13 protein-coding genes, 15 tRNA genes and 2 rRNA genes (1 of these 30 running past the window's edge) are annotated in these 14,844 nt (G+C 46.1%); 26 read left to right on the top strand and 4 right to left on the bottom strand.

The annotated features are described in order from the left end of the window. The 17 genes from ACUUJN_RS21965 to ACUUJN_RS21885 form a co-directional block, all read left to right on the top strand. Window positions 1-94, top strand: a 16S ribosomal RNA gene (locus ACUUJN_RS21965); it begins 1,462 nt to the left of the window's first position. Between the two features lie 403 nt (window positions 95-497). Continuing rightward, window positions 498-3,422: ribosomal RNA gene (locus ACUUJN_RS21960) — 23S ribosomal RNA — on the top strand. The 16S and 23S rRNA genes sit together here with 15 tRNA genes alongside, the layout of an rRNA operon. A 67-nt stretch (window positions 3,423-3,489) precedes the next feature. Beyond that, window positions 3,490-3,565 (top strand) — tRNA-Asn (locus ACUUJN_RS21955). A 3-nt stretch (window positions 3,566-3,568) separates the two neighbouring features. Further along, window positions 3,569-3,660, top strand: a tRNA-Ser gene (locus ACUUJN_RS21950). Between the two features lie 17 nt (window positions 3,661-3,677). Further along, window positions 3,678-3,749, top strand: a tRNA-Glu gene (locus ACUUJN_RS21945). 68 nt (window positions 3,750-3,817) lie between these two features. Next, a tRNA-Val gene (locus tag ACUUJN_RS21940) sits at window positions 3,818-3,893 on the top strand. A gap of 26 nt (window positions 3,894-3,919) precedes the next feature. Then, window positions 3,920-3,996, top strand: a tRNA-Met gene (locus ACUUJN_RS21935). 15 nt (window positions 3,997-4,011) lie between these two features. After that, window positions 4,012-4,088, top strand: a tRNA-Asp gene (locus ACUUJN_RS21930). 37 nt (window positions 4,089-4,125) lie between these two features. Then, a tRNA-Phe gene (locus ACUUJN_RS21925) sits at window positions 4,126-4,198 on the top strand. Window positions 4,199-4,220: 22 nt separating this feature from the next. Then, window positions 4,221-4,296, top strand: a tRNA-Thr gene (locus ACUUJN_RS21920). Between the two features lie 5 nt (window positions 4,297-4,301). Beyond that, window positions 4,302-4,387, top strand: a tRNA-Tyr gene (locus ACUUJN_RS21915). A 7-nt stretch (window positions 4,388-4,394) separates the two neighbouring features. Further along, window positions 4,395-4,468 (top strand) — tRNA-Trp (locus tag ACUUJN_RS21910). A 17-nt stretch (window positions 4,469-4,485) separates the two neighbouring features. Then, window positions 4,486-4,558, top strand: a tRNA-His gene (locus tag ACUUJN_RS21905). A gap of 10 nt (window positions 4,559-4,568) precedes the next feature. Then, window positions 4,569-4,643, top strand: a tRNA-Gln gene (locus ACUUJN_RS21900). 7 nt (window positions 4,644-4,650) lie between these two features. Continuing rightward, window positions 4,651-4,722, top strand: a tRNA-Gly gene (locus tag ACUUJN_RS21895). A 12-nt stretch (window positions 4,723-4,734) separates the two neighbouring features. After that, window positions 4,735-4,809 (top strand) — tRNA-Cys (locus ACUUJN_RS21890). An 11-nt stretch (window positions 4,810-4,820) separates the two neighbouring features. Beyond that, window positions 4,821-4,899 (top strand) — tRNA-Leu (locus ACUUJN_RS21885). Between the two features lie 44 nt (window positions 4,900-4,943). Here the strand turns inward: ACUUJN_RS21885 and ACUUJN_RS21880 are convergent. From ACUUJN_RS21880 to ACUUJN_RS21865, 4 genes are all read right to left on the bottom strand, one after another. Then, a complete protein-coding gene (locus tag ACUUJN_RS21880) occupies window positions 4,944-5,072 on the bottom strand; it encodes a recombinase (protein ID WP_143109565.1) in 129 nt (42 codons plus the stop codon). A gap of 84 nt (window positions 5,073-5,156) precedes the next feature. Next, the gene (locus ACUUJN_RS21875; RefSeq protein ID WP_235308384.1) at window positions 5,157-5,315 is read right to left on the bottom strand and encodes a site-specific integrase; all 159 of its coding nucleotides are present in this window, start codon (window positions 5,313-5,315) and stop codon (window positions 5,157-5,159) included. A gap of 44 nt (window positions 5,316-5,359) precedes the next feature. Further along, window positions 5,360-5,737 carry a carbonic anhydrase gene (locus tag ACUUJN_RS21870; protein WP_256026372.1) on the bottom strand — a complete coding sequence of 126 codons (378 nt, stop codon included), beginning with the start codon at window positions 5,735-5,737 and terminating at the stop codon, window positions 5,360-5,362. A 586-nt stretch (window positions 5,738-6,323) separates the two neighbouring features. Further along, window positions 6,324-6,506 (bottom strand): hypothetical protein, encoded by a 183-nt coding sequence (locus tag ACUUJN_RS21865; RefSeq protein ID WP_023990249.1) that lies wholly within the window; start codon window positions 6,504-6,506, stop codon window positions 6,324-6,326. A gap of 220 nt (window positions 6,507-6,726) precedes the next feature. Here ACUUJN_RS21865 and ACUUJN_RS21860 point away from each other — a divergent pair, with 220 nt between their 5' ends. The 9 genes from ACUUJN_RS21860 (at window position 6,727) to ACUUJN_RS21820 (ending at window position 14,839) form a co-directional block, all read left to right on the top strand. Continuing rightward, complete coding sequence (locus tag ACUUJN_RS21860; RefSeq protein ID WP_264454545.1) at window positions 6,727-7,248, top strand: MarR family transcriptional regulator; 522 nt, start codon at window positions 6,727-6,729, stop codon at window positions 7,246-7,248. After that, entirely contained in the window at window positions 7,229-8,005 is a 777-nt protein-coding gene (gene sufC, locus ACUUJN_RS21855) for a Fe-S cluster assembly ATPase SufC (protein WP_484668926.1), read from the top strand. Before ACUUJN_RS21860 ends, sufC begins: the two co-directional genes overlap by 20 nt. Window positions 8,006-8,028: 23 nt before the next feature. Next, window positions 8,029-9,336, top strand: coding sequence for a Fe-S cluster assembly protein SufD (gene sufD, locus ACUUJN_RS21850; protein ID WP_371263099.1), 1,308 nt, complete (start codon window positions 8,029-8,031; stop codon window positions 9,334-9,336). 43 nt (window positions 9,337-9,379) lie between these two features. Further along, window positions 9,380-10,777, top strand: coding sequence for a Fe-S cluster assembly protein SufB (gene sufB / locus ACUUJN_RS21845; protein ID WP_023990245.1), 1,398 nt, complete (start codon window positions 9,380-9,382; stop codon window positions 10,775-10,777). A 313-nt stretch (window positions 10,778-11,090) separates the two neighbouring features. Next, window positions 11,091-11,330, top strand: a complete 240-nt coding sequence (locus ACUUJN_RS21840) for a NifU family protein (RefSeq protein ID WP_013373004.1) — start codon at window positions 11,091-11,093, stop codon at window positions 11,328-11,330. Between the two features lie 385 nt (window positions 11,331-11,715). Further along, on the top strand, window positions 11,716-12,267 hold the full coding sequence (locus tag ACUUJN_RS21835; RefSeq protein WP_340959610.1) for a TetR/AcrR family transcriptional regulator: 552 nt from the start codon (window positions 11,716-11,718) through the stop codon (window positions 12,265-12,267). A 150-nt stretch (window positions 12,268-12,417) separates the two neighbouring features. Beyond that, entirely contained in the window at window positions 12,418-13,641 is a 1,224-nt protein-coding gene (locus ACUUJN_RS21830; protein ID WP_023990241.1) for an MFS transporter, read from the top strand. Window positions 13,642-13,771: 130 nt separating this feature from the next. Next, window positions 13,772-14,083 (top strand): LiaF transmembrane domain-containing protein, encoded by a 312-nt coding sequence (locus ACUUJN_RS21825; RefSeq protein WP_013311898.1) that lies wholly within the window; start codon window positions 13,772-13,774, stop codon window positions 14,081-14,083. Window positions 14,084-14,167: 84 nt separating this feature from the next. Continuing rightward, window positions 14,168-14,839: a PspA/IM30 family protein gene (locus tag ACUUJN_RS21820; protein WP_484668925.1), complete on the top strand. Its 672-nt coding sequence runs from the start codon at window positions 14,168-14,170 to the stop codon at window positions 14,837-14,839. The last annotated feature ends 5 nt before the right edge of the window (window positions 14,840-14,844 follow it).

Here is a 14,844-nt window from a genome sequence, read left to right as displayed (position 1 = left end):
GCAAGGGAGCCAGCCGCCGAAGGTGGGGTAGATGATTGGGGTGAAGTCGTAACAAGGTAGCCGTATCGGAAGGTGCGGCTGGATCACCTCCTTTCTATGGAGAATCGTTTCCTGCAACGGAAACATTCAAATCAGCAGGTACATGTACCTGCGACCGGATATTCAATTCGGTTCATCACGTTCGTGTGAATGAAATGAATATCCTTAACTTACTCACTCGTTGCTCAGTTTTGAGAGCTCAAACTCTCAAGCTTTGACGAATGTTTCATTCACACATCCGTGTGGAATCGAAATATTCATCGGGTTTCGCTTCGAAGAAGCGAATTGCACCTTGAAAACTGGATACCGAAACGAAATTGCGTTTTAGAATATTCCTTTAAGCTGATCTTGTGTAAACAAGTGAAATAAAGGTAGCAGGTAAGGAAAGATCTTTTGCCTTTGGCAAAAATCATTCTTTATCGAACATCGACATTTTCTTTCTTTGAAAGAAAAGTCTAGGTTAAGCTACAAAGAGCACACGGAGGATGCCTAGGCGCCAGGAGCCGACGAAGGACGTGGCGAACAACGATAAGGCCTCGGGGAGCTGTAAGCAAGCTTTGATCCGGGGATGTCCGAATGGGGAAACCCGGCTGTCTTCATCGACAGTCACTTTCTGCTGAATACATAGGCAGAATAGAGGCAGACCAGGGGAACTGAAACATCTAAGTACCCTGAGGAAGAGAAAACAATAGTGATTCCGTCAGTAGCGGCGAGCGAACGCGGATTAGCCCAAACCAAGGAGCTTGCTCCTTGGGGTTGTGGGACGTCTCACATGGAGTTACAAAGGAACCGGTTAGATGAAGAGGTCTGGAAAGGCCCGCCAGAGAAGGTAAAAGCCCTGTAGTTCAAAACTTGTTCTCTCCGAGACGGATCCCGAGTAGTGCGGGGCACGTGAAACCCCGTATGAATCCGGCAGGACCATCTGCCAAGGCTAAATACTCCCTGGCGACCGATAGTGAAGCAGTACCGTGAGGGAAAGGTGAAAAGCACCCCGGAAGGGGAGTGAAATAGATCCTGAAACCGTGTGCTTACAAGAAGTCAGAGCCCGATCTATGGGTGATGGCGTGCCTTTTGTAGAATGAACCGGCGAGTTACGTTCCCGTGCAAGGTTAAGGTGAAGAGCTGAAGCCGCAGCGAAAGCGAGTCTGAATAGGGCGAATGAGTACGTGGACGTAGACCCGAAACCGGGTGATCTACCCCTGTCCAGGGTGAAGGTGCGGTAACACGCACTGGAGGCCCGAACCCACGCATGTTGAAAAATGCGGGGATGAGGTGGGGGTAGCGGAGAAATTCCAATCGAACCCGGAGATAGCTGGTTCTCCCCGAAATAGCTTTAGGGCTAGCCTCGGAAAAAAGAATCGTGGAGGTAGAGCACTGATTGGGTGCGGGGCCCGCAAGGGTTACCAAGCTCAGTCAAACTCCGAATGCCATAGATTTAGTTCCGGGAGTCAGACAGTGAGTGCTAAGATCCATTGTCGAAAGGGAAACAGCCCAGACCATCAGCTAAGGTCCCCAAGTGTGTGTTAAGTGGGAAAGGATGTGGAGTTGCACAGACAACCAGGATGTTGGCTTAGAAGCAGCCACCATTGAAAGAGTGCGTAATAGCTCACTGGTCGAGTGACTCTGCGCCGAAAATGTAACGGGGCTAAACACACCACCGAAGCTATGGCTTGATGCTTGCATCAGGGGTAGGGGAGCGTTGAATGCGGGTTGAAGGTGTACCGTAAGGAGCGCTGGACTGCATTCAAGTGAGAATGCCGGTATGAGTAACGAAAAGATCTGTGAGAATCAGATCCGCCGAAAGCCTAAGGGTTCCTGAGGAAGGTTCGTCCGCTCAGGGTAAGTCGGGACCTAAGGCGAGGCCGATAGGCGTAGTCGAAGGACAACAGGTCGAAATTCCTGTACCACCGTAATCCGTTATGAGCGATGGGGTGACGCAGTAGGGTAGTGACGCGGACTGATGGATGTCCGTCTAAGCAGTGAGGCTGGTGTGTAGGCAAATCCGCACATCGTAAGGCTGGGCTGTGATGGGGAGCGAAAATTGTAGTAGCGAAGGTCATGATCTCAGACTGCCAAGAAAAGCCTCTAGCCAGGAGAAGGTGCCCGTACCGCAAACCGACACAGGTAGGCGAGAAGAGAATTCTAAGGCGCGCGGAAGAACTCTCGTTAAGGAACTCGGCAAAATGACCCCGTAACTTCGGGAGAAGGGGTGCCTCGGTAGGGTGAATAGCCCGAGGGGGCCGCAGTGAAAAGGCCCAAGCGACTGTTTAGCAAAAACACAGGTCTGTGCGAAGCCGCAAGGCGAAGTATACGGGCTGACGCCTGCCCGGTGCTGGAAGGTTAAGGGGAGTGGTAAGCCTTCGGGCGAAGCTATGAACCGAAGCCCCAGTAAACGGCGGCCGTAACTATAACGGTCCTAAGGTAGCGAAATTCCTTGTCAGGTAAATTCTGACCCGCACGAATGGCGTAACGACTTGGGCGCTGTCTCAACGAGAGATCCGGTGAAATTTTAATACCTGTGAAGATGCAGGTTACCCGCGACAAGACGGAAAGACCCCATGGAGCTTTACTGCAGCTTGATATTGAATTTGGGTACGATCTGTACAGGATAGGTGGGAGCCGTTGAATCTTGAGCGCCAGCTTGAGAGGAGGCATCCTTGGGATACCACCCTGATCGTATCTAGGTTCTAACTTGGTACCGTGATCCGGTGCGAGGACAGTGTCAGGTGGGCAGTTTGACTGGGGCGGTCGCCTCCTAAAGAGTAACGGAGGCGCCCCAAGGTTCCCTCAGAATGGTTGGAAATCATTCGAAGAGTGCAAAGGCAGAAGGGAGCTTGACTGCGAGACCTACAAGTCGAGCAGGGACGAAAGTCGGGCTTAGTGATCCGGTGGTACCGCATGGAAGGGCCATCGCTCAACGGATAAAAGCTACCCTGGGGATAACAGGCTTATCTCCCCCAAGAGTCCACATCGACGGGGAGGTTTGGCACCTCGATGTCGGCTCATCGCATCCTGGGGCTGAAGTAGGTCCCAAGGGTTGGGCTGTTCGCCCATTAAAGCGGTACGCGAGCTGGGTTCAGAACGTCGTGAGACAGTTCGGTCCCTATCTGTCGTGGGCGTAGGAAATTTGAGAGGAGCTGTCCTTAGTACGAGAGGACCGGGATGGACGTACCGCTGGTGTACCAGTTGTTCCGCCAGGAGCACCGCTGGGTAGCTATGTACGGAAGGGATAAGCGCTGAAAGCATCTAAGCGTGAAGCCCCCCTCAAGATGAGATTTCCCAATTAGTAAGACCCCTTGAAGACGACGAGGTAGATAGGTTGGGGGTGGAAGTGCAGTAATGCATGGAGCTGACCAATACTAATCGGTCGAGGGCTTATCCTAAAAATAAAACGCAAATGAGTTTCGGATCCAGTTTTCAGGGTGTAACCTTGAAACAATTGCTTAATATTCCCTGATAGCTCAGTTGGTAGAGCACTCGACTGTTAATCGAGTTGTCACAGGTTCGAGTCCTGTTCGGGGAGCCATATGGAGAGGTGTCCGAGTTGGCCGAAGGAGCACGATTGGAAATCGTGTAGGCGCCAAAAGCGTCTCGAGGGTTCGAATCCCTCTCTCTCCGCCATAATTATTTTATTGCATGGCCCGTTGGTCAAGGGGTTAAGACACCTCCCTTTCACGGAGGTAACAGGGGTTCGAATCCCCTACGGGTCATAAAAATATCATAAAAGAACTTGCAATAAAAAGTTCATTATGGTATAATATGAGAAGTGCTTAATTGTGGAGGCTTAGCTCAGCTGGGAGAGCATCTGCCTTACAAGCAGAGGGTCGGGGGTTCGAGCCCCTCAGCCTCCACCATTTGAAAATTAAATATTTATTATTGTCGCGGGGTGGAGCAGTTCGGTAGCTCGTCGGGCTCATAACCCGAAGGTCGCAGGTTCAAATCCTGCCCCCGCAACCAATTAAAATTTATTATGGAACTGTGGTGTAGAGGCCTAACATGCCTGCCTGTCACGCAGGAGATCGCGGGTTCGAATCCCGTCAGTTCCGCCATTAGTAATACAACGTTTAATGAAGAGCCTTATAATAAGGCTCGGTAGCTCAGTCGGTAGAGCAGAGGACTGAAAATCCTCGTGTCGGCGGTTCGATTCCGTCCCGAGCCACTTTTAATTGAATATTTTATGTGCCGGTGTAGCTCAACTGGTAGAGCAACTGACTTGTAATCAGTAGGTTGGGGGTTCAAGTCCTCTCGCCGGCACCATTTTTGGAGGATTAGCGAAGTGGCCAAACGCATCAGACTGTAAATCTGCTCCCTTACGGGTTCGGTGGTTCGAATCCATCATCCTCCACCAGTTTTATAGGGGCATAGTTTAAAGGTAGAACAACGGTCTCCAAAACCGTTGGTGTGGGTTCAATTCCTGCTGCCCCTGCCAATTATTCATTACTTGCGGCGGTCGTGGCGAAGTGGTTAACGCACCGGACTGTGACTCCGGCATTCGTGGGTTCAAGCCCCATCGGCCGCCCTTTACTTATTGGGGATTAGCCAAGCGGTAAGGCAACGGACTTTGACTCCGTCATGCATAGGTTCAAATCCTATATCCCCAGCCATCTTTATGCGGACGTGGCTCAGCGGTAGAGCATCGCCTTGCCAAGGCGAGGGTCGCGGGTTCGATTCCCGTCGTCCGCTTTGTTACACTCTGGCGCCATAGCCAAGTGGTAAGGCAAAGCTCTGCAAAAGCTTTATTCCCCAGTTCAAATCTGGGTGGCGCCTCCATAATTGAATATGCCGGCGTGGCGGAATGGCAGACGCGCTCGACTCAAAATCGAGTGGGAAACCGTGGAGGTTCGAGTCCTCTCGCCGGTATTAACTAAAAGAGTTCATTAGAGATAATCTCTAGTGGGCTTTTTTTATTTGAGCTTTAGTACCCCACTCATTGCTTGAGCTGAAGACACCTTTGAGTTGTATTCGAAATGCGAATAAATATTTGCCGTTGTTGCATAATCGCTGTGGCCTAACCATTCCTGAACTTCTTTCATGCTTACCCCTAATACATCTACATAAATATACTCCAGGTATTCAAGACAATAAGAATTGTCAGAAGATAAGCGATAGGATTCCTGTTATTCCTTCATACGAATCAGAAGCTCATAGAACGTGTCCACCAGTGGCAGTATACGGCGACTGGCTTTATTCTTGGTTCGGTCCTTTTCAATTTCAATATATCTACCATTCAAATTGCCCGATGTGGCGGTATGTTTAATATTAATAGTCCAATTCAATAAATCAATAGCCGACCATTTTAATCCTACGACCTCGCTTCGGCTTAGCCCATAAAAGGCAGCCAGGATAACGAAAGCTCAATTCTTTCGCCTCGGATTACTGCGAGGAGTTGATTCAGCTCCTCGGCATTGTAGAAGCTCACGACGTAATTGTTCTTTTTTGGGCTTTCAACTAAGTCAGGGAGATTCGCCACAATCAGCTTTATTTTCACGGCATACTGAAGGGCTCTGCAAATGTTCGCGTGGTAATGAATAACGGTATTGGCGCTGACACCTTGCACATTCATTTCATGGGTATACAAGGTCTGAAAATCCTCTATAGTTAAAATACATCCCTTTCTCTCGGAAAAAGGATCTACGCGGCCTTTTACAGTGTCGGAATAGGAGATATAGGAGATAAGCCCGATACTGTTTTTCATCATCTCTAGCCATTGAAGCATAAAGTCTGCGAACAGCCTTTTGCTATTACCGGATGGAGTAGCCGCTTTTACTCTTACAGCATATCTTCGTTTTCAACCGCGAGTGCTTGTCCTTCCATATGATAATTCTTCCTGGCTTCCTGAAGCAAGATTTAGGCTCTTTTCTTGGTTCCTTTTATCTTAAGCCCCGTAGGGATCCATTTTGGTTATCGTTTACCATTCTTATCTTTACAGTTAGGCGGATGTCCCGTTGCGCTTTCTCCTCTTCCAACAACTCCAGAGGGTGAACCCGATCCTTTTTCAAATACCGGTTGAGCTTCGGAATGGATTTGCTACAAAAGTGGTAGCTGAATCCGCCGATGGATTGCTTTAGCGCCCAGAAGGTGCATTTGATTTTGAACCGGGCGGTATAAAGTTCGATGATCTAGGTCGCCTCCAGTGTCAGATCGGTGCTGGCTAGAATGGAGCATCGCCTGTTCGGATTCACCAGCAAAAACCACAGTTTTTGGTATACTCTTTGGCCCATAACATATCCAGACACAGGTAACTGACGGATTATTCATTGCCATACATGCTCACGATAGCGTACTCAAACGCTGCGGTACGGCTTTAAAACAGCTCGGCCAAGCACCACCTTTGTCCTCTTTTTACGGTAGCGACCCCGGTCTGTGGCAGGTGTACCATGACGTTCATAGGCAACGGTATTGGACTTGGCTTCGGTTACCATATCCATCCGGGTGCTGCCGAATTGATCAGAGGTAGGCAAAACCATTTCCGGGACGTGCCCTAGTCAAAACACAGCATGAGGCCGATGACAATGACAACAAACCCATGAAAAGCGCCTCCAAAATTGCGTCACATTTAACACAATTGATATTGATAATCAATATCAATTGTGTTAATATAATTTTGTTCACTAGTGAACAAAAAATAATCTAATTGTGACACTGAACTTGGTCTGCAACTACTACAAGAGAGGGGAGATTGGGAAATTGGAGTTTCAAAATCATTTTAAAGGTCATCTTTACGAGCAATATATTAAAATGCTACATCTGAATGAGCTGTATACTGAACAAGAATTTAACTCGTTTCGGCAACAGGCCAGAAAGTACCAGATTGACATGCTCTCCAACAATATTACTAGTGTACACGTTATTGATTGCATTGGTGATTATGAACCGATAAATCATACCGGGATTGTGGAGAAGATGGGGTTGTCCAAAGCTAGCATTACTAAAATTAGTGCAAAGCTGCTGGAAATGGGCTTCATTATGAGAAGTCAACTGAACAGCAATCGTAAGGAGATTTACTTTAGTTTAACGGATAAGGGAAGACACGTTTATCATTTGCATAAAGAACTGCACAAAGAAAAAGAAGAAAGGTTTTACCAATTCATTGAATCCTATTCAGAGGTTGAGCTGCAGACTATTGGAAAATTTATGAGTGATTTGGTAGCGCGTGCCGAAGAATACTCCGAAGGGAAGTTGACGATAAATGACGACATTAAAGATTGAGGAATTAAGATCCAAGATTGAAGGGAAAGAAATTTTAAAAGGGCTCACACTGGAGATTCATGGCGGAGAGATTCATGCGATTATGGGGCCTAATGGGACGGGAAAAAGTACATTGGCTTCAGCTTTAATGGGCCATCCCAAATATGAGGTTACTGGCGGTAAGGTGAGATTGGACAATGAAGACCTTCTGGAGATGGAGGTGGATGAGCGTGCCCAGGCAGGCTTGTTCCTCGCTATGCAATACCCAAGTGAAATTGCTGGCGTGACCAACTCGGACTTTCTCAGAAGTGCCATCAATGCACGGCGTGAAGAAGGCGATGAGATATCCTTAATCCGTTTTATCCGTGAAATGGAGAGCAAAATGAAGGGGCTGGAGATGAACCCGGAATTTGTGCATCGTTATTTGAATGAGGGATTCTCTGGCGGTGAAAAAAAGCGGAATGAGATTTTGCAAATGATGCTACTTGAACCCAAGTTTGTGATCCTGGATGAAGTGGACTCAGGGCTTGATATTGATGCACTGCGTATTGTGGCCAATGGCGTAAATGAGATGCGCAGCCCGGATAGAGGCTTTTTAATCATCACCCATTATCAACGACTGTTGAATTATATTACCCCGGATTTTGTGCATGTCATGATGCAAGGCCGGATAGTTAAATCTGGCGGTCCGGAGCTTGCCCACCGTTTGGAGGCTGAAGGGTACGATTGGGTGAAGGAGGAACTTGGGATTACGGATGAGACGGTAAGGGAAGCTTAAAAGCCGGAAAGGAGGAACAGCACGTGGATATACAAGCTAGAGTTTCAATGAATGTGGACGATTTACGCGCATGGTCAAGCGCTAAGGATGAACCTCGTTGGCTGATTGAACGCCGCGTTCACGCACTCGAACTGGCAGGGACGCTGGAGTTGCCTAAAGTGGAGAAAATCAATCTCGAAAAATGGGATATCTACGAAAGTGGAGATTACAAGGCTGAGAATGCGTGGTCTAGTTTGGAGGAAGCGCCGGAGGTTGTTCGAGGTTTGGTTGCTTCTCCGGTGAAAGGTGGACTAATCGTTCAGTTCAACTCGGATGTAGTGTATACGAAATTGTCCGAGAGCTTAGCCGCCCAGGGAGTCATTTTAACGGATCTGCATACTGCGGCAAAAGAGCATGAGGAGCTGGTTCAACGTTATCTCTTTCAGGCAGTAAAGCCAGAAGAACATCGTTTATCTGCTGCACACAGTGCCTTATGGAGTGGTGGCGTTTTTCTATATGTCCCAGACGGTGTAGAGGTTGAAGCACCTATTCAAGCGATCTTTCTTAACGATACAAGCGGTGTGTGTTTTGCTCCTCACGTCTTAATTGTGGCAGGGAGCAACAGCAAGATCACTTATGTGGATAATTGTGTATCAAGTGGTGATGATGTCAAGGTATTGCATAACGGTGTGACGGAGGTCTTCGCGGGGGCGGGCTCAAAGGTGCAAGTAGCTTCGGTTCATCAGCTTGCTGCAACTACAACAGATTTCACCCAGCGACGGGCGGTCGTTCTTGCTGATGGGGGTGTGGAATGGATTATCGGTGAGATGAACAATGGTTATACCGCCAGCGATACCAAGACTTTGCTACAAGGCAACGGGGCGGTCTCCGACAATAAGGTGATTGCTATTGGCACGGGCAATCGAAAATCGAGCTATACAACTCAAGCTCAGCATTTTGGCAGAAGCTCGGTAAGCCAGATGATTACGCGTGCAGTCATGCTTGAAGAAGCTACGGCCATTATCAACGGCATTACAAAGATTGAAAAAGGTGCAACCCATTGTGATGGTCAGCAAACAGAACGCGTGCTTATGCTAAGTCCTAAAGCTCGCGGCGATGCCAATCCGATCCTGCTGATAGATGAGGATGATGTAACCGCGGGTCATGCTGCATCCGTGGGGCAAGTAAATGCAGAGCAAATCTATTATCTGATGTCGCGCGGGATATCACGGAGTGAAGCCGAACATCTTGTTATTTTTGGATTTCTCGCTCCTGTCATTTCGGAGATCCCGCTGGAAGGTGTTCGCAGTCGCCTAAAAGATTTAGTGGAAAGCAAGCTCGGCAGATCATAGCAAATCAAAATGAATCTTGAAAGGTTAAAAAGGAGTGATACTAATGGCTAAAAAAGCACCAGATATGGGCGAATATAAATATGGGTTTCGCGACAAGCACCAGTCTATTTTTCAATCTGGAAAAGGTCTGACGGAAGAGATTGTCCGGGAAATTTCCCGGATCAAGGAAGAGCCGGAGTGGATGCTCAATTTTCGGTTGAAAGCTTTGAATCAATTCTACAAAATGCCGATGCCTGAATGGGGAGCGGATTTGACCGGGCTAAATCTTGATGACATCCAGTATTACGTTCGCCCTTCTGAAAAACAGGGAAAGACCTGGGAGGAGGTTCCTTCCGAGATCAAAGCAACCTTTGACAAGCTGGGAATCCCTGAAGCGGAGCAAAAGTTCCTGGCGGGCGTATCCGCTCAATATGAGTCGGAAGTAGTTTATCACAGCATGCGGAAAGAACTGGAGGATCAGGGCGTTATTTTCCTTGATACGGATAGTGCATTAAAGCAATACCCCGAAGTGTTTAAGCAACATTTTGGGACGATCATCCCTCCTGCCGACAATAAATTTGCGGCGCTTAATAGTGCAGTTTGGTCAGGCGGTAGCTTTGTATACATTCCGAAGGGTGTTCAGTGCGAGGTTCCTATACAAGGTTATTTCCGTATTAATTCTGAAAATATGGGTCAATTCGAGCGGACATTAATTATTGCCGAAGAGGGCAGCTTTGTCCATTATGTTGAAGGATGTACAGCACCTATTTATAGTACCAGTTCTCTGCATAGTGGAGTTATTGAAATTATTTGCCGGAAAGATTCCCGTGTCCGTTACACGACCATTCAGAATTGGGCTCCTAATATCTACAACTTGGTAACCCAAAGGGCTGTGGCAGAAGAAAATGCCACAATGGAATGGGTGGACGGCAACATCGGCTCCAAGGTAACAATGAAGTATCCGGCAGTATTATTGAAAGGACGGGGAGCCAAGGGGTCCATCCTGTCTATTGCCGTAGCCGGTAAAGATCAGCATCAAGATGCTGGCGCGAAGGTAATTCACCTTGCTCCCGAGACAACATCTACGATTATATCCAAATCCATCAGCAAGCAGGGCGGAAAAGTAAACTACCGAGGGTTGTCCAGCTTCAGCCGCGATTCCGCAGGGTCCAAGTCCAATATTAAGTGCGATACGTTGATATTGGACAACATGTCAACATCAGATACGATTCCGTACAATGAAATTAAAAACGATCAGATTACTTTGGAGCACGAGGCAACAGTATCCAAAGTGTCCGAGGAACAATTGTTTTACTTAATGAGCCGCGGGCTTACAGAACAAGATGCTACACAAATGATTGTAATGGGCTTTATTGAACCGTTTACCAAAGAATTGCCAATGGAATATGCCGTTGAAATGAATCGGTTGATTCAATTTGAGATGGAAGGAAGCATCGGTTGATTCATTAATTTAATAGATCAAACCTTTATCATTCTTTAAAGAGGTGCTAGTAATGAAGAAAAATAATTCGGACGATTCAGAACTAGCTCAAATTACCCGAGAGATACGAAAACTTCAGTTCTGCTTCAATATGCTGTCAGGATTGAGCGCAAGTTGTGGTGTGATGATACCTTTAGACTCTATTCATACGCTTATAAGGGAACTTTCGGATCAAGAGGTCACTCTTAGGCAAAAAGCAAAGGATCACTCAGACGATCTAGGGTGAAAAAAGGTCTGAATTGACGGTTGATAAAAAATGGGAGGAGTTGACATAATGGATGAAAATGGAGTTTTATTCGATGAAGTATCGGAAGTTCTTCTCAAACTACGTCCTTTCTTACTGCGTGACGGTGGAGATGCTGAACTGGTCGAAGTTGAGAACGGTATAGCAAAATTAAGATTTTTGGGAGCTTGCAATGGTTGCCCAAGTGCTACGATTACGTTAAAGGTTGCTATTGAGCGCGCAATTCTTGAGGAAATTGATGATATTAAAGAAGTTGTACAAGTATTCTAAATTCCTTGATACTGAGCAACTGAGTTAGTCCTGTCGCAGACCATAGCTACGGAAGTTGATCCCGCTGCTCAATACCAAAGTACATCGACAGATTACCTTGCGGGTCGAAATCGACGAGCAGCGCTTATTTTCCTTCATTAAACAAGGTATTATCAAGATTGTATTCGGTATCGAGTGGGAAACCGTGGAGGTTCGAGTCCTCTCGCCGGTATACACAAAAGGGTGATAAAATGCTTAAAGGCATTTTATCATCCTTTTTATTATATATTCATGATTTTGGCAACAAGGTTAACATGGATTTGACCAGCGCTTTGATCTTATCGTAAGATGATGGTACTGAAAAAACTTTTCTAGTTTACTGAGCGCGAAAGAAATGAGGACGAATATGCAGGAAAGAATTTTGGAGGCTTTTGTAGAGGAAGTTCATGAAAATGGTTTGAAATTTACGATGGATGATCTTGCGAAAAGACTCGCCATTAGTAAGCGTACGTTGTATGAACATTTTTCGTCTAAGACGCTTATTTTAGAAACACTTATTGAGCGTACTAATGATGATATGATTCGTAAAACTGAGCAAATTATCGAAAATAATGAGTTATCTTTGTTAGACAAGATTAAGCAGTCGATTAGGGTCATGCCTCTGTATTATAAGTTTTACGATTTAAGAATATTGGACCAGATGAAAAAGTATTATCCTGAGCAATGGAAAAGGGTACATGCCGATTTAAATGACTGGTCTCCGATTAGAAGATTAATTCAGGAAGGCATTCGAGAAGGAATAATAGTGAACAAAAATGAGGCTCTGATCATGAAGCTTATTATTGAATCTGTAAATTTAACGCTTGATCAGCGTTTCTTTCTGGATAACAGTGTGACGGTAGAGGAAGCAACTTATTCTATTGTAGATATTCTGTTGTTCGGATTGGTCGAAAAATAAAAAAATAGCCTCAACAATATGCTGCATATTTGAAGAGGCCATTTTTGTATATGAAAACTAAGAAAACAATTTTAGTTTCAATTGTTTTTGAAAAATAATAAAGTTTATCTAATATTAAATAAAGAGATACGGAAAAGGAAGGGTGGAAATATGTCTATACTCACAAGAAATCGAGGAGCAATGCTGTTATTGATGCTTAACATTTTTTTGGCATTCATGGGGATTGGCTTAGTTGTCCCTGTGTTACCTAAGTTTATAAGTGAGCTAGGGATGAATGGTTCCTCGATGGGGCTGATGGTTGCAGCTTTTGCGTTGACACAGCTTTTGTTATCACCATTGTCAGGAAAGTTGTCTGATCGTTATGGACGTAAAAAGTTGATTGTTTCTGGGATGTTCATCTTCATGTTATCAGAGCTTGTTTTTGGACTGGCAAATTCCATTCCTACCCTGTTCATAGCACGAATCATGGGTGGAGCAGGGGCAGCATTGCTTACTCCTTCTATTATGGCCTATGTAGCTGACGTGACCTCGTTTGAGGAAAGAGGCAAGGGAATGGGAATGATCAATGCAGCGATCAACACAGGCTTCATAATAGGACCAGGGATTGGCGGTTTGCTTGCCACATATGGAATACGCATTCCCTTCTTTGCGGCAGCAGGAGCTGCGGGAATAGCGGCTATCTTGTCTCTGTTAGTGCTGCCTGAGTCTTTAAGCAAGGAAAAGCAACAATTTAATAGAGAGCTTCCACGTCAAAAAGAAAATCTTTTGCAGCAATTTGCCAAGTCATATCAATCTCCATATTTCATGGGTTTACTCATTGTATTTGTCGTTGCTTTTGGGTTAGCGAACTTTGAAACAGTGTTTGGACTGTTTGTTGACCATAAATATGGTTTTACACCAATGGATATTGCCATCATTATAACGACAGGCTCCATTATGGGAGCAGTTGTCCAAGCAACTATATTTGGATGGATCATTAATCGTTTTGGAGAGAAAAAAGTAATTCACCTCTGTTTGGCTATTGGGGGCGTTTTCATTTTTCTAACCCTATTTGCTGAACAGTATGTGATGATTATGCTGACGACCTTTATCATTTTTCTGGCTATGGATATCCTTCGTCCAGCAGTAAGCACTTCTCTATCGCGGCAGGCCGGAGATGAGCAAGGCTTTGTGGCAGGCATGAACTCGTCCTATACAAGCTTGGGTAATGTGATTGGACCGTTAATTGCAGGACTGTTGTTCGATGTTCATATTAACCTGCCTTATATGGTTGCAGCTATAGCGTTACTGGCTTGTCTTGTCCTGTCACTACGCTCCAAGCAAGCGGGTGAGCAACACTCGATAGCCCGTGCAGCAGAACAGCATAGAGGGTGATAGCCGCAGGTCTATATTCATCCCCGACTTAGGTCTAGGTTCAAAAACCGTCTGGAGTCCGTTTTGTCGAACGCTAAGTCAGCGTACAATAAGAACATAAGCAAGACACAGTGAAAGGCGGTGAGAGATGATGAGAGTTAACAAAGGGAATGGGTTAGCCATTGTACTGATCGTGTTGGGTTCGATTATGCTGCTCGGTAAGTTTACTCCGTTTTTCGGTCACTTTTTAGGACATCTGATTGGTTACTTAATTCCGATAGCTATGGTCATGCTAGGCTACTACGGTGTGAAAAAAGGAAATGCGCTCTTCGGCTGGATCGTACTTGTACTCGGGGTACTGATTTTGCTTGGCAAACTGTCCTGGCTTCTGGGACCGCTACTGGCAATCGGGTTGATCATATTTGGTGTTTCCCTGCTGAGTGACCGCAGAAGACGTTACTGATTTAGCAGTTTGACGAATGAAAAAAGATTGTAGCAACGAAGTGATAAATTATGGCAATACGAATTGTGAAAGGAGCAGACGCAAATGAGTGTTTTTCGAAGAATGCGAGATATCACGGTAGCGACCTTCAATGAGCATTTGGAACAAAGCCAAGACCCGGTGCAACTAATTGACCAGTTCTTGTATAATACCCGCCAGGAAATTGCCGAAGCGGAAAAACTCCATCAACAGTATGCGATGCACACAAGACAGATGAAGCAGCAGTTGGATCATGCATTGTCCATGCAGACCAAACGGGAGGAACAGGCGCTACTGGCTTTGAAGGCTGATGAAGAACATATCGCGAAGCTGGCCCTTCAGGAGAAAATGCTATATGCAGAAAAAGAAGAGCAGTATAGAGAACTGTGGGAGCAGAGCCGTGAATCACTACGTGAGCTAGAACAACAGCTAGATACGTTAAAGACAGAATATCAAACGGTACACAGCAAGCGTCAGTATTATGCGGCACGTGTACAGACGTTGAGACTCCAGCAGCAAATGAACGAACGGGCTGGTACATACGGTGGACGAAATGTTCCCCGAATGTTCAACCGCTTGGAAGACCGGGTAGCCGATATGGAAGCAGAAACGATGAGTCTGCGTGATTTACGTCGGGGTGAGGGCGACCATGCACAGGATGCCCAAGGCGGTGGATCGTTGCTTGAACAAGAGTGGGAGAGACTGAAAAGCAAGCTGAACAACAGCGGGAAGGAGTAAATTGA

The organism is Paenibacillus sp. LRG-1 (genome assembly GCF_057220305.1).
This window is presented reverse-complemented; position numbering and strand designations above follow the sequence as displayed.

Coding starts and splice junctions, on each gene's coding strand:
- ACUUJN_RS21880 (WP_143109565.1), bottom strand. CDS start 5,072: ATGAAAGAAGTTCAGGAATGGTTAGGCCACAGCGATTATGCAACAACG.
- ACUUJN_RS21870 (WP_256026372.1), bottom strand. CDS start 5,737: ATGATGAAAAACAGTATCGGGCTTATCTCCTATATCTCCTATTCCGAC.
- ACUUJN_RS21865 (WP_023990249.1), bottom strand. CDS start 6,506: ATGGTTTTGCCTACCTCTGATCAATTCGGCAGCACCCGGATGGATATG.
- sufC (WP_484668926.1), top strand. CDS start 7,229: ATGACGACATTAAAGATTGAGGAATTAAGATCCAAGATTGAAGGGAAA.
- sufB (WP_023990245.1), top strand. CDS start 9,380: ATGGCTAAAAAAGCACCAGATATGGGCGAATATAAATATGGGTTTCGC.
- ACUUJN_RS21840 (WP_013373004.1), top strand. CDS start 11,091: ATGGATGAAAATGGAGTTTTATTCGATGAAGTATCGGAAGTTCTTCTC.
- ACUUJN_RS21835 (WP_340959610.1), top strand. CDS start 11,716: ATGCAGGAAAGAATTTTGGAGGCTTTTGTAGAGGAAGTTCATGAAAAT.
- ACUUJN_RS21830 (WP_023990241.1), top strand. CDS start 12,418: ATGTCTATACTCACAAGAAATCGAGGAGCAATGCTGTTATTGATGCTT.
- ACUUJN_RS21825 (WP_013311898.1), top strand. CDS start 13,772: ATGAGAGTTAACAAAGGGAATGGGTTAGCCATTGTACTGATCGTGTTG.
- ACUUJN_RS21820 (WP_484668925.1), top strand. CDS start 14,168: ATGAGTGTTTTTCGAAGAATGCGAGATATCACGGTAGCGACCTTCAAT.